Origin of the sequence: Streptomyces sp. NPDC088732, from assembly GCF_044751205.1 — a bacterium.
GTDB lineage: Bacteria > Actinomycetota > Actinomycetes > Streptomycetales > Streptomycetaceae > Actinacidiphila.
In genome coordinates this window covers 304,766-317,553 of the sequence record NZ_JBIVLI010000001.1, presented here as the reverse complement: position 1 = coordinate 317,553, position 12,788 = coordinate 304,766, and the positions used below count along the sequence as shown (strand labels likewise).

At 69.7% G+C, this 12,788-nt stretch carries 12 protein-coding genes; 7 read left to right on the top strand and 5 right to left on the bottom strand.

Annotated features, from left to right (window positions below):
- Window positions 1-65 precede the first annotated feature (65 nt).
- A complete protein-coding gene (frc, locus tag ACIP9H_RS01340) occupies window positions 66-1,322 on the top strand; it encodes a formyl-CoA transferase (RefSeq protein WP_401584930.1) in 1,257 nt (418 codons plus the stop codon).
- A gap of 147 nt (window positions 1,323-1,469) precedes the next feature.
- Window positions 1,470-2,198, top strand: a complete 729-nt coding sequence (locus ACIP9H_RS01335; RefSeq protein WP_401956749.1) for a hypothetical protein — start codon at window positions 1,470-1,472, stop codon at window positions 2,196-2,198.
- On the opposite strand, the gene ACIP9H_RS01330 is transcribed toward ACIP9H_RS01335, so the two are convergent.
- Together ACIP9H_RS01330 and ACIP9H_RS01325 are read right to left on the bottom strand one after the other, a co-directional pair.
- On the bottom strand, window positions 2,184-3,125 hold the full coding sequence (locus ACIP9H_RS01330; protein ID WP_401956746.1) for a hypothetical protein: 942 nt from the start codon (window positions 3,123-3,125) through the stop codon (window positions 2,184-2,186). The two genes, ACIP9H_RS01335 and ACIP9H_RS01330, sit on opposite strands and share 15 nt — an antisense overlap.
- 571 nt (window positions 3,126-3,696) lie before the next feature.
- Window positions 3,697-4,128, bottom strand: a complete 432-nt coding sequence (locus ACIP9H_RS01325; protein ID WP_401956743.1) for a PAS domain-containing protein — start codon at window positions 4,126-4,128, stop codon at window positions 3,697-3,699.
- A 385-nt stretch (window positions 4,129-4,513) separates the two neighbouring features.
- Here ACIP9H_RS01325 and ACIP9H_RS01320 point away from each other — a divergent pair, with 385 nt between their 5' ends.
- Genes ACIP9H_RS01320 through ACIP9H_RS01310 form a run of 3 tightly spaced genes read left to right on the top strand, consistent with a single transcriptional unit; the run spans window position 4,514 to window position 7,017 of the window.
- Window positions 4,514-5,629, top strand: coding sequence for a cytochrome P450 (locus tag ACIP9H_RS01320; RefSeq protein ID WP_401956740.1), 1,116 nt, complete (start codon window positions 4,514-4,516; stop codon window positions 5,627-5,629).
- Window positions 5,630-5,659: 30 nt separating this feature from the next.
- Window positions 5,660-5,866 (top strand): ferredoxin, encoded by a 207-nt coding sequence (locus tag ACIP9H_RS01315; RefSeq protein WP_401956738.1) that lies wholly within the window; start codon window positions 5,660-5,662, stop codon window positions 5,864-5,866.
- Entirely contained in the window at window positions 5,863-7,017 is a 1,155-nt protein-coding gene (locus ACIP9H_RS01310; RefSeq protein ID WP_401956735.1) for an NAD(P)/FAD-dependent oxidoreductase, read from the top strand. Before ACIP9H_RS01315 ends, ACIP9H_RS01310 begins: the two co-directional genes overlap by 4 nt.
- A 123-nt stretch (window positions 7,018-7,140) precedes the next feature.
- On the opposite strand, the gene ACIP9H_RS01305 is transcribed toward ACIP9H_RS01310, so the two are convergent.
- Window positions 7,141-8,187 (bottom strand): hypothetical protein, encoded by a 1,047-nt coding sequence (locus ACIP9H_RS01305; protein WP_401584943.1) that lies wholly within the window; start codon window positions 8,185-8,187, stop codon window positions 7,141-7,143.
- 234 nt (window positions 8,188-8,421) lie between these two features.
- On the opposite strand from ACIP9H_RS01305, the gene ACIP9H_RS01300 reads away from it, so the two are divergent.
- The gene (locus tag ACIP9H_RS01300) at window positions 8,422-9,327 is read left to right on the top strand and encodes an EamA family transporter (protein WP_401585624.1); all 906 of its coding nucleotides are present in this window, start codon (window positions 8,422-8,424) and stop codon (window positions 9,325-9,327) included.
- A 77-nt stretch (window positions 9,328-9,404) separates the two neighbouring features.
- On the opposite strand, the gene ACIP9H_RS01295 is transcribed toward ACIP9H_RS01300, so the two are convergent.
- A complete protein-coding gene (locus ACIP9H_RS01295) occupies window positions 9,405-10,292 on the bottom strand; it encodes an MBL fold metallo-hydrolase (RefSeq protein ID WP_401956732.1) in 888 nt (295 codons plus the stop codon).
- A gap of 96 nt (window positions 10,293-10,388) precedes the next feature.
- On the bottom strand, window positions 10,389-11,774 hold the full coding sequence (locus tag ACIP9H_RS01290) for an FAD-dependent oxidoreductase (RefSeq protein WP_401956729.1): 1,386 nt from the start codon (window positions 11,772-11,774) through the stop codon (window positions 10,389-10,391).
- A 73-nt stretch (window positions 11,775-11,847) separates the two neighbouring features.
- On the opposite strand from ACIP9H_RS01290, the gene ACIP9H_RS01285 reads away from it, so the two are divergent.
- Entirely contained in the window at window positions 11,848-12,768 is a 921-nt protein-coding gene (locus ACIP9H_RS01285; RefSeq protein WP_401584951.1) for a cupin domain-containing protein, read from the top strand.
- The last annotated feature ends 20 nt before the right edge of the window (window positions 12,769-12,788 follow it).

The window sequence follows — 12,788 nt, the reverse complement described above, 5'->3', positions numbered from 1 at the left end:
CCGAGTCGTCCAGCTCCCGCACAGCCCATGCCCGCTCAGCGAACATTCACCAGAAGGAAGCCACCATGAGTGACAAGCCGCTCGCCGGAATCAAGGTGATCGACTTCACCGGGGTCCAGGCCGGTCCCGCGTGCACGCAGATGCTCGCCTGGTTCGGCGCCGACGTCATCAAGGTCGAGCGCCCCCAGGGCGGCGACGTGACGCGCAACCAGCTCCGCGACATCCCCGACCTCGACGCGCTCTACTTCACGATGCTCAACAGCAACAAGCGCTCGCTGGCCATCAACACCAAGACCGCCGAGGGCAAGGAGGTCATGGAGAAGCTGATCCGCGAGGCCGACATCCTGGTCGAGAACTTCGCGCCGGGCGCCATGGACCGCATGGGCCTGGGCTGGGACCACATCCATGAGCTCAACCCCCGCCTGATCTTCGGCTCGGTCAAGGGCTTCAACGACGACTCGTCCTGGAACGACCTCAAGGTCTACGAGAACGTGGCCCAGGCCGCCGGCGGCGCCGCCTCCACGACGGGCTTCTGGGACGGCCCGCCGACCATCAGCGGCTCCGCCCTCGGCGACAGCAACACGGGCATGCACCTGCTGATCGGCCTGCTGACCGCGATCATCCAGCGCAACGCGACCGGCCAGGGCCAGAAGGTGTCGGTGTCCATGCAGGACGCCGTCCTCAACCTCACCCGGGTCAAGCTCCGCGACCAGCAGCGCCTGGAGAAGGTCGGCTACCTGGAGGAGTACCCGCAGTACCCGAACGGCGAGTTCGGCGACACGGTGCCGCGCGGCGGCAACGCGGGCGGCGGCGGCCAGCCCGGCTGGATCCTGAAGTGCAAGGGCTGGGAGACCGACCCCAACGCCTACATCTACTTCACCATCCAGGAGCAGAACTGGAAGCGGACCGCCGAGGCCATCGGCCGGCCCGAGTGGGTCGAGGACCCGGAGTACACGACCGCCAAGGCCCGCCAGTCGCACATCTTCGAGATCTTCGCCGAGATCGAGAAGTGGCTGGCCGACAAGACCAAGTACGAGGCCGTCGACATCCTCCGCACGTGGGAGGTGCCCTGCGCGCCCGTGCTGAGCATGAAGGAGCTGGCCGCCGACCCCGACATGCGCAAGAGCGGCACGATCGTCGAGGTCGAGCAGAAGGAGCGCGGCACCTACCTGACCGTGGGCAGCCCGATCAAGTTCTCCGGCTTCAAGCCCGAGATCATCGGCGCCCCGCTGCTCGGTGAGCACACCGACGAGGTGCTGGCGGACCTCGGCTACGACGCGGACGCCATCCGCGCCCTGCACGAGGGCAACGTGGTCGTCTGACCCCCTCCGTACGGCAACGGTGCCCCGCACGCGACGCGCGTGCGGGGCACCCGTGCTCGGGGCGCGACAACGCGTGCGTGCTCAGACGGCCGTGGGGGAGGGACGGTCGGCGCACCGTGTACGGACGGTGTACTAACCTTCGGTCCCGTGAGAAGCCATCTGCGCCTCTGGATCGCGTTGGCGCTGTTTGCCGCCGGTCTCATCGCCTTGGTGGATCGGCTCGCACCCTCGGCGCACGTCTTCATGGTCCTGCGCGACTGGTGGCCCCTCGCCCTTGTGGCCCTCGGACTCGGCGGCGCCCTCCGGCTTCTCATCGCCACCAAGAACGTTCTCCGCGGCCCCGTGGCCGTGGCCTTGGCGGGCGCGCTGCTGCTCCTCCTGACCCGTGATCCCCTCCCCGATGCCGTCCGCCCCTACTTCTGGCCGCTGGTCCTGCTCCTGGCGGGCGCCTTCATGCTCGCGGGCATGGCGGCCACCGCGCCCGCTACGGAGGGGCTGCTCGTGACGCGGTTGCTCTCGGTGGCGGAAGCACGGAGAGTGATGTGGCCGCGGGGGGTGTTCTCGCTCGCTACGGTCACGGCGGTGGCGAGCGGGTGCGTGATCGACCTGCGGGAGGCGCGGTTGCAGGAATGCCGTGTCGACGACAGGGTCTGGTGCGAGGCCCGACTCGATGTCACGGCGGTGCTGAGCGGCGTCGACGTTGTTGTACCGGCCGACTGGGACATACGGATCGAGCGCTACTCGGCGCGATGGCGCCAGCAACCGCCGGTGGCCGATCCTCCGATTCCCGAAAGTCCGACTTTGCACATCAAGGCTCTGTCGCTCTTCGGCGGTATCGAAGTCCGCAAGGCCGAGAACATGTCAGGAGCTTCCTGAGTCCTCGCTACCGGTGTCGTACTTGACCGGGCCGGGCAGAGGTTCCTCGTCGCTTCTCGACCACAGAGCGGTGAGTTCGCCGTTGAGAACCCGCTCCTCCTCCGTGCCGGCCGGAAGCGCGATCCGCATTTCCCGCAGGAGCTTCAACCGGTAGACATCGACGACGGCCGCGATCGTGTTCCCGTACGTTGTGGCAGCGTGGACGGCGGACCGGTAGGCGAACCACGACAGGACGGCGAATGCCAACGGAAGCACCAGCCACCAGGCGTGGTTCAGCAGCAGTCCGGTCGTGACGACCGAGGTGAGGCCGAACGACAACGACAACCGGGCGGCGGTGTCGAGTTCGTTGCGGCTCCTGGAAACCGTCTGGAGGACCTCGGCGGGCAGGACGTGGTAGAGGCGCGGCCAGGTCAGCAGCGCATTGAGCCGGTAAGGCCTGCCGGCCCGTTCCTCCGCCGCACGCAGCCGGTTGCCCAGTGAGGTGGGCAGGACCGGCGCTCGATGCGGCATGTGGGTGAGCCGGAACCGCGCGCTCTCCGCACGCGGATCCCCGTAGTCCAGATGATCGTGCTGCCAGGTCAGCCTCGACCGGCGGTTGGCGTGCACCCAGGTGCCCAGCCTGGCCAGCGGCCCGAGAGGGCCCGTCGAGCTGACGTAGCCCTCCAGCAGCCGGATGGAGGCGAGTTCGAGCGGCTGGAGTAGCAGGCCTGAGACCAGTGCACCCACGGATGCGAGGACTGCGCCGGGCCAGCCGTAGGAGCGGGCGTTGTCGACGAGCCTGTCCAGGGCGGGGGCGTGAGCCGGGGCGCCCGAAAGAATCAACGACACCACGACGGTGAGGAGCAGGGCGGAGGGGAGGATGTTGACGAACTTCAGCCGCGGGGTGAGGTCGGCGTCGGCCACCCCGAGCGCGCTCAACTGACTCACTGGTGGCCCCCCTTGTGTCCGTCCTCGGGACAGCAGAAATGCTCGGGCGTGTGTGTACGCGGGTCGTACGGCGTGTTCATGGGCTTCTCCGCCGTGCACCGCTCGACCGGGCACTGCACATCTTTGTCGCGGTCCGTCCGGTCAGCACGGTGGCGATGGCCCGAGCCGTGGACCGTGCAGCGCTGAGTGCTCCTGGGGTGGAGCGGCAGGAACCGTGCCCAGCGGCACCCCGGAGCTCGGCACACCCACAGGTACAGGTTTCCGTCTGGCCACTGATGCCCCGGCAGATAGGCATCACCCGAGAACATGCGCTGCATGGACAGCAGGAACCACACAGCCGCGATGGGCCCGGATCTGTGTGACCGCATGAGTCCCCCTGCGAGGCAAGGACGAGAGACCAGGAAGCCCGAGGACTAGAAGGTAGAGCCTGTGAGGGGCGTGCGTCGAGAGAATGAAGGAACAGGTCGGCACCCCGTCGCGATCGGACAGGACAGGGCGTGCCGAAGACCGTCGGCGCTCTCTGGCGAGCGTCGACGGGGGGTCTGACCCGGCGCTGTGCCGTACTGCGGCGTCAATCCCCCCTGGCGGCCGCCACCTGGCGGTACAGCTCCTTCTCCTTGGCGCGCCGCGCGGTGACGTCCCGGATGACCGCTCCGACCCAACCCGGCTGCCCGTCCGCGTCGTTCAGCAGCACCACGCTGAACTCGATCGACAGCTTCCTGCCTCCGGCGCCGACCGCGGGGACGGCGAGCAGGTCGTCGTCCCCGTACCGGGTGGTGCCGGTGGCCATGGACTTCTGGAAGCCGTCCCAGTGCCGCTGCTGGTGCCGCTCGGGGATGATCACGTCCAGGCTGCGGCCGATGACCTCGGCCGCCGGGAACCCGAAGATCCGTTCCGCGCCGTGGTTCCAGTAGCGGATGAGTCCTTCGCGGTCGATGATCACTACGCCGTCGGGTGCGCGGGCTGTCATGCCCAGCACCACCTCGGGGTCCAGATGCTCCATGTCGCCTCCGGTGTCGCGCCGTTGGGTTGATCGTATGCAGGATACTGTCGCCCCTGCCTCTCCGGTATCGGGGCGCAGCCTCCGAATACGCTTGTCGCGTCAAGCAAGTTCATGTTTGAATGATCCCGGATCCGGCAAATGGGGCCTGGGGCATGCCGGTTCGGCGTGCGGCTTCCTCGCCGGGCCGAAAGCCATGGGCCCCATATCCACGACCCGTTCGGCCACGTGTGCCAGCGTGCGACCGCGGCCGGGAGGCGTGGGCGCCCGCATACGTCCGGTCTGCACCTGCTTGGAGCTCGACATGCCTGAAAAACTGACGCGCGGGTTCGCTGTCACGGACCGTGATGCCCGGTGTCCGTTCGACCCCTCCGAGCGACTCGCGGAGATGGCGCGGCATGAAGGGCCCACACGGCTCCGCATGGTCGAGCGGGAGTACGGCGAGGTCGACGTGCTGATGTTCTCCCGTTACGCCGACGTCCGGGCGCTCTACAACGAGCCGCGTCTCGACCACAGCTTCATTCCCGCGCCGGACGGAGCCATGGACAGTGTGCTGCCCGGCTTCTTCCCCCGCTTCCGCGGCGCGGACCACGCCCGTCTGCGCCGTATGGTCGCCGGTTCCTTCACGCCCAAGCGGGTCGAGCAGCTGCGGCCCAGGATCGCGGCCATCGTCTCGGAGCTGCTGGACGAGGTGGAGGAAGCCGGCCCGGGAGTCGATCTGCTCGAGGCGTACGCCCTCCCGCTGCCCTCCATCGTGATCGGCGAGATACTCGGCATCGACAGCTCCGAGCACCGGAACTTCAACCGGCTGTGCGCGGGCATCGTCGACTTCTCGCTGCCGCCCGAGGAGGCCTTCAAGAACCTCATGCGCCTGAGCGACTACGTCGGCGACCTGGTGGCGCAGAACCACCGGAATCCGACCGACGGCCTGATCGGCGCCCTGGTGGCGCAGCGTCACGGCGAGGTCGCCGACGAGGAGATCGTCGGCATGGTCAGCGCGCTGGTCGTCGCCGGCCATGAGACGTCCGCGGCGACGATCGCGCTCAGCACCCTGGCGCTGATGCAGCAGCCCGAGCAACTCGCCGTTCTGCTCGACGACTCCCACTCCACGGCCGACGCCGCCGAGGAACTGCTCCGCTACATGAGCGTCTCGGGCGGCTTCCCCCGCATGTCGACCGAGGACGTCACCGTCGGTGAGCACGTCGTGAAGGCGGGCGAATGGGTCCTGGCCTCGCCGCTGAACGCCAACCGCGACCCGGAGGTGGTCCCCGGGGGCCCGAACACCCTCGACCTGACCCGGGAACCGATCCAGATCATGACCTTCGGGTCCGGCATCCACCAGTGCCCGGGACAGCACCTGGCCCGAGCGGAACTGCAGATGGCGCTGACCCCCCTCTTCCGCAGGTTCCCGGGGCTGCGGCTCGCGGTCCCCGCCGAGGAGCTCTCCTTCCACCGCTTCGGCCCGAACGTCTACACCCTGGACGCCCTGCCCGTCGCCTGGTGAGTCCCAGCCCGCATTCTCGAAGGACGATTCATGATCATTACGGTGGAAGAGGACAAGTGCGTCGCCGGCGGCCAGTGTGTCGTGGCCGCACCTGAGGTCTTCGACCAGCGGGAGGACGACGGGGTCGTGATCCTGCTTCAGGAGAAGCCTCCCGCAGCGGAGTTCGACCGGGTGCGCACAGCCGCGACGATCTGCCCCGCCGCCGCCATCCGGCTGGCGGAGTCGCTGCACCCGTGACCGCCGACGTGCTGGTGATCGGCGCGTCGGTCGGCGGGCTGACGACCGTGGAGGCGCTGCGCAGCAGAGGCTTCCGCGGCACGGTCCAGGTCGTGGGGGCGGAGACCCACCTCCCCTACGACCGGCCGCCGCTCTCCAAGAAGGTCCTCTCGGGGGCCTGGGGAGAGGAGCGGGTGCGCCTGCGCGACCGGCGGGAACTGGACCGGCTGGACGCCGAGTTCCTGCTGGGCTGCCGAGCCGTGCGCCTGGACGCCGAGGCGCACGCCGTCGTCCTCGAGGACGGCCGCACGCTCGACTACGGTCGGCTCGTCCTTGCGACCGGCCTGACACCGCGTGCCTTGCCGGGCACCGGGGCGCTGCGGGGCGCGTGGGTCCTGCGCACCCTGGAGGACTGCGCCGGGCTCCGCGCGCAGTTGCTCGCGGCTCGCGATGTGGCGGTCATCGGGGCGGGAGTGCTGGGGTGCGAGGTCGCCGCGACAGCGCGGGAGATGGGCCTGAACGTCACCTTGATCGACCCGAACCCGGCTCCGATGTGGCGTCAGGCAGGTCCGGCCGTCGGCCGGGAGCTGTCCCGGCTCCACGCCGAGCGCGGTGTACGGCTGCTGATGGACACGCGCGTCAACGGGCTGCTCGACGACCAGGGGCAGGTCGTCGGCGTCGCTACGGAGGGCGGCGGGACGGTTCCCGCCGATGCGGTGGTGGTGACCATCGGCTCGGTTCCCACGACCGACTGGCTCGTCGGCAGCGGCCTCGTCCTGGACGACGGCATCGTCTGCGACGAACGCGGCCGGGCCGCGGCCGGCGTCCACGCCGTCGGCGACGTGGCCCGCTGGTCGGACGGTCGGACCGGCGTCGGTCCCCGTCTGGAGAACCGGGCGAACGCCGTGCAGCAGGCCGTGTTCGTCGCCGGGGACATCACCGGCGCCCAGGACGGCCACCGGTCGGTTCCGTACTTCTGGACGGACCAGTACGACGTCAGGATCCAGGTCTTCGGCGCGCTGCCCGACGACGCGGACGTACGGCTGATCGAGGGCTCCGTGGAGTCCCGGAAGTTCGCCATGGTCGCGGAGAAGGACGGACGGGCTGTCGGCGTGGCCGGCTGGAACAGCGCCAAGGCGGTCATGGCGGCCAAGAACGCCTACCTGGGCTGACGTCGTGAACCGGCCGTGCGCCGGTGCGCCGGCCGTTCCGGCGGCGGCGGCCGCGACGCGCCGGGGGAGCGCCGGGTCCGCCCGTCGTCCCCCGGCGCGACGCGCCCGCGGCCGCCTAGGTGATCAGGCCCCGACGAAACGGCGCTTGTACGCGCCGTAGACGTGCGGCAGCAGGAGGCCGGGCTCCGCGTTGATCACCTCGGGAATGACGGGGATCGCGGAACCGACCATCGTCTCGGGGTGGTAGGTCCGGTCCTCCGCCGGGTCCGGGCGCATCTCCATCACCAGACTGGGCTTGCCCTCGACCTTGACGCGCCAGCCCGAGGTGATCGGGACGCCCGGGATGTCGTCGGAGACGGCCCAGCGCACCTGCACGGTGATCCGGATCTGGTCGGGGTCGACCGGAACACCCGCGTAGGTGAGCGTGACCACGGCGACGGTGCCCTCGGCGATGAGCCCTGCCGCGATCTCGATGTCGCGATGCGCGGGCGTGAGCTCCGTGCTCATCTCGACGGTCTTCAGCTCCATGTCCAGGGAGTGCGCCACGTTGTGGGTCAACTGGACGAAGAGGTGGTCGAGTTGCTGCTTGAGGGCCGTGCCCTCGTGCCAGTCCTCCAGCTTCGCGCCGAAGTTGACCGCGGTGAAGACGATCTCCGGTCCGTCGTCGGCCACGGAGTAGGTCTCGCGGATGTGGAGGGACTCCACGTCCGCGCACAGGCCCGTGATGGTCGGGGCCAGCCGGGAGGCGATGAAGTTCGGGTTGAGGCCGGCGCCGGTGAAGGTCGAACCGCCTTCGCGGCACGCCTCCTCGAACTTCTCCGCGTAACCGGGTATCGCGGACGGCATCGAGTGCTGGCCCGTCACGGAGATGACGTTCTTGCCCGACCGGAGGAGGTCGGCGATGTCCTGGTCGTTGGCGTCCATCTCGTCCGGGCGCAGGCGGGTGCAGAAGAGCACGACGTCCGCGTCCGTGCGGAGCAGTTCCTCGCGATCGGTGGTCGCGAGGACGCCGATCGGCTCGATGCCCGCGATGACACCGGCGTCGACGCCGTCCTTCGCGGGACTCCAGACCTTGCAGCCGACCAGTTCGAGATCGCGATGGCGAGCGACAGCGCGAATGAGGGCCTGCCCGTTGTCGCCGGCACCCCACTGAATGACCTTATATGTCAATTTTTCTCCCACGGTAGGCAGTGCTCGAACGTCCCGGGCAAAGGGGGATGTCGCAACACTGGCGAACGCCAAAGCGAGGTCAACTCCGGACTTCCCGCCTGGTCGTTGACTGGTCAAGCATATCGGGTGCCGGGCATCCTGTGCTGGAGGCGGCAGGCGGGGCGGTCGCGAAGCCGGGCCGGAAACCACGTGACGCGGAGCGCCCGATCGCCGAAAATCCATGGCGTGGCCACCATGAACGCCGACGCGAGCAGCCGTGACCCGTCCTCCCCCGAAACCTCCCCGACCGCGCCGATCGGACGGGCCTTCGGTGCGATCCCGCCCACGGGACTGGTCCTGCTCGGCATCGTCAGCGTCCAACTCGGCTCGGCACTGGCCAAGAACCTCTTCGACGCGGTGGGCAGCTTCGGAACCGTCGCCCTGCGCCTGTGCTTCGCGGCGGCGGTGCTGCTCGCGGTCTGGCGGCCCTCGCCGCGCATGAGCCGCCGCACCTGGGCGGTGGTGCTCGGCTACGGCGTGACCCTCGGCACGATGAACCTCTGCTTCTACCTGTCGCTGGCCCGGATCCCACTGGGGATCGCGGTGACCGTCGAGTTCCTCGGCCCGCTCACGGTGGCGCTGGCCGGGTCGCGGCGATGGCTGGACGCCCTGTGGGTGCTGCTCGCGGCAGGCGGTGTCCTCCTGCTGACGGACGGCAGTGGCGGCCTCGACCCCCTCGGCGTGCTGTTCGCCCTCGCCGCGGGAGCGTGCTGGGGACTGTACGTCCTGGTAGGCGCGGCCCTGGGCCGCCACACGACGGAAGGCGGCGGCCTGGCCCTGGGCATGGCCGTCGGGGCCCTGGTCGCCCTGCCGTTCGGCGTCGCCGACAGCGGCGCGGCGCTCGTCCAGCCGTGGGTCCTGCTCGCGGGGCTCGGCGTGGGACTGCTGTCCTCGGTGATCCCGTACTCGCTGGACCTGGAGGCCCTGCGCAGGATGCCGCCGCGCGTCTTCGGCATCCTGATGAGCCTCGAACCGGCGATGGCGGCCCTCATCGGCCTGGTCGTCCTCCAGGAGTCACTGCGCTGGACCCAGTGGATCGCGGTGGTGTGCGTGGTGGCCGCGTCGGCGGGCGCCACACGGGGCGCCCGCGCGGACACCTGACCGGAGGCCGGGCGAGGCGGCGGGTCAGGGTGCCGCCTCGGGCGGCCCCTGGTGCCGTGCCGTCATGCGCACGCTGCTCATTGCGCGTTCAGCACCGCCGGGACGTTGACCTCGAAGTGGATGGACTCGTACATGCTGTAGTCGCTGTACTCCTTCATCCCGAGCGCTTCGCGGACCTGGTCGGCGGACAGTCCCTTGCCCTGGGCCTCCCGCGCCAGGCCGGTCAGCTCCTCGAGGTAGGCGATCGAGTGCAGGACGTCGGCACGGCGCATGGGCCGGCCGTGGCCCGGCACGATCAGGGTGCCGTCGTCGAGGAGCTCGTAGAGGCGGCGGTAGGTGGCGAGCGCCTCGTCGGCCCGCCCCTCCAGCAGCCACGGGAAGGCCGGGGGAGGGGCCTGCAGCATGTTCCCGACGAAGACGACGTTGTCCTCACGCATGCGGACGACCAGGTCGCCGTCCGTCTGGGCGAAGCCGATGTGCTCGATGTCCACATGCTTGCCTCCCAGGTCCACGGAGCAGGCCCCGGACACCGCGATGTCCGCCGAGCGGGAGACCACCTCCTCGATGCCGACGTTCGCGCCGAGCAGGTCGATCATGAAGGCGCGGTCCTGCTCGAAGCGCTCGTCGATCGCACGCTTGGTCGCCTCATGGTGGATGATCACCGTCTGCGACGGGAAGGCGAAATTCCCGAAGCAGTGATCGCCGTGGAAACTGGTGTTGACCAGGAACCGGATGGGCAGCGAGGTCACTGCGCGCACCGCGCCGATGACCTGGGACGCCAAGCGGCCGTTGCTCAGTGATTCGACCACCAGCACTCCCGAATCGCCGACGACGAAACCGGCGTTGGTCGCGGTGTGGTCGGTTTCCTCGACATCCGCCGCCATGACCGCGTACACGCCGTCGGCGAGTTCGCGCCGGTGCATCCGCACTTCGGCGATGTCGAAGGGCCTGCTCTTCTGCTGCATGGTTCTTTTCTCTTCCGGAAGACTGGCCGGTTGGTCCCATTTGTCTCATGGTCGGGCGGCGGTTGCATCCTGCCCCGGCGCGCATGTCCGTCGACGTCAGGTGAGGACCTTGTCGAAGACCTCGTTGAGGGCTTCGGTCGAGCTCGGGTGGGTGTAGATCGCGTCGCGGAGCTGCGTGGCCGTGATGCCGTGCCGCATGGCCAGCGCGACGGTGTTGACGATCTCCTGCGCGTCGATGCTGAGCAGGGCGGCCCCGAGGACGAGGTCGGTGTCCGGGTCCACGATGAACTTCATGACGCCGCGGGTCTCCTCGACCGTGTAGGCGCGGGGCATGGCCACGATGTCCGCGACCCTCTCCCGCGAGACCTTGATGTCCAACCCCCGCGAGCGCGCCTGGCTCTCGGTGAGTCCCACCGTGGCCAGCGGGGGTGTGATGAACAGGGTGTGGGGCACTGCCCTGCGGTCGCTCGTGGAGCGCTTGCCCTCGCCCAGAAGCTGGTCCAGGACGATGCGCGCGTCGTCCAGGGAGATGTAGGTGAACTGCTCACCTCCGTTGACGTCGCCGAGTGCGTAGATGTGCGGCCGGCTGCTGCGCAGGAACTCGTCGACCACGATCGCGCCGCTCGGCGCGGTGCGGACACCGGCGGCGTCGAGCCGGAGGCCGTCCGTGACGGGCCGGCGCCCGGTGGCGGGCAGCAGGGCGGAGGCCTCGACGGTGTGGGTCCGCCCGTCCTTCTCGTAGACGACGGTCGAGACGGCGCCGCTGTCCCGCACCTCGGTGACGTTCGCGCCGGTGACGACGCGGATACCGTCGCCGGTGAGGATCTCCTCGACGGCCCCGGCGATGTCCTCGTCCTCCCGCGGCAGGAGCCGGTCGGCAGCTTCGAGGACCGTCACCTCGCTGCCGAAGCGCCGGTAGATCCCCGCGAACTCGAGGCCGAGGTATCCGCCTCCCAGGACCACGAGACGCTCGGGCAGGTTCTGCGTGCGGGTGAGCTCCGTGCTGGAGACCAGATGGGAGCTGCTCGCGAGGCCGGGAACCGGGGGGATCACCGGCTCCGACCCGGTGTTGACCAGGATCGTGGGGGCGGTGACGGTGATGACGTCCGGTCCCTCCCCGACAGCGACGGTGTACGGGTTGATGAACCGGGCCGCGCCGGTGATGACCGTCGCGGTGTCCCTGCCGTTGAGGGCCTCGAAGTTGCCGGCGCGGAAAGCGCTGGTCAGCGCACGGACGCCGGCGACCGAGCGGGCGAAGAACTCCTGCGCGTGGTCCCCCGGGCGTTTGGTCCCGGCGTAGTGGACGAGCATCTTCGTCGGCACGCAGCCGACGTTCGGGCAGGTCCCGCCGTACATGTTCTCGGACCGCTCGACCAGGACCACCCTGCGGCCGGCCCCGGCGAGCGCGTGAGCGGCGGTCTTGCCCCCCTTGCCGAAACCGATGACCAGGACATCCGCGGTGAGTGCTGTGGTGATCTCCATGCGTCGAGTCTGCGATCCGGCCACCGGGGCAAATAGACTCGGCCGTCTCACTGTCCTGCCCGAAAGTCTCACCGTGGACTCAGTCAGCCGACTGCTGCGCCTGGCCCGGCTCAGGGCCGACCTCGACAAGCACTGCCTGCTCGGGGCCGGCACCAGGATGGAGGTGCCGCCCCACGGCGAGCTGGAGGCGCCCTTCCACGTGCTGCTGGAAGGCACCTGTCAGCTGCAGGTGGGCACGGTCCTGCTCGACCTGCGCCCCGGGGACGTGGTGATGATCCCGAGCGGCACGCCGCACCGGGTGATCACCGAGGGCGAAGGCGACCAGGTGGGGACGGCGGAGACGCCCGGCGACGTCTTCACGACCACCCGCAGCGAGCACGGCGGGGAGCCCGTCATCGACCTGTTCTGCGGGCACTACACCTTCGACGCCGGCACGGGCGCACTGCTGTTCGCGAGCCTGCCCGACCCCGTGCACGTCTCCTTCGGGCAGTCGGCGGAGAGCGACGAGGTGCTGCGCATGCTCAGCGCCCTGATGCGCGGTGAGGCGCGCCGCGAGGGCGAGGGCACCGCGGCGATCCTCTCCGCCCTGTGCACCGTGCTGCTGGCGATGGTGCTGCGCACCGCGCGCGGCGACACCACACGGACCACCCTGTGGACCGCGGCGGCCGACGGCCGCATCGCGGCGGCCGTCGAGGGCATGCTCAACGACCCCGGAGCCGACTGGACGATCGAACGGCTCAGCCGCACGGCCGCCATGTCCCGCGCCACCTTCCTGCGCCACTTCACCCAGGAGACCGGAACGACCGTGGGCGCCTTCCTCACCCGCGCACGGCTGATGACCGCGGCGGAACTGCTCACCGCCACCGACGCGACCGTCGCGAGCGTCGCCGGGCAGGTCGGCTACTACTCCGAGTCCGCGTTCTCACGGGCTTTCCGGGCCCACCTCGGCACGACACCCGCCCGCTTCCGGCGCGAGCACACCCGTCCGGCCTGAACGTGTCCGCGGTCGCTTCC

Excerpts from the sequence above, each read along its gene's own strand:
- ACIP9H_RS01315 (WP_401956738.1), top strand. The coding sequence starts at position 5,660 with ATGATCATTACGGTGGAAGAGGACAAGTGCGTCGCCGGCGGCCAGTGT.
- ACIP9H_RS01290 (WP_401956729.1), bottom strand. The coding sequence starts at position 11,774 with ATGGAGATCACCACAGCACTCACCGCGGATGTCCTGGTCATCGGTTTC.
- ACIP9H_RS01325 (WP_401956743.1), bottom strand. The coding sequence starts at position 4,128 with ATGGAGCATCTGGACCCCGAGGTGGTGCTGGGCATGACAGCCCGCGCA.
- ACIP9H_RS01320 (WP_401956740.1), top strand. The coding sequence starts at position 4,514 with ATGGCGCGGCATGAAGGGCCCACACGGCTCCGCATGGTCGAGCGGGAG.
- ACIP9H_RS01300 (WP_401585624.1), top strand. The coding sequence starts at position 8,422 with ATGAACGCCGACGCGAGCAGCCGTGACCCGTCCTCCCCCGAAACCTCC.
- frc (WP_401584930.1), top strand. The coding sequence starts at position 66 with ATGAGTGACAAGCCGCTCGCCGGAATCAAGGTGATCGACTTCACCGGG.
- ACIP9H_RS01295 (WP_401956732.1), bottom strand. The coding sequence starts at position 10,292 with ATGCAGCAGAAGAGCAGGCCCTTCGACATCGCCGAAGTGCGGATGCAC.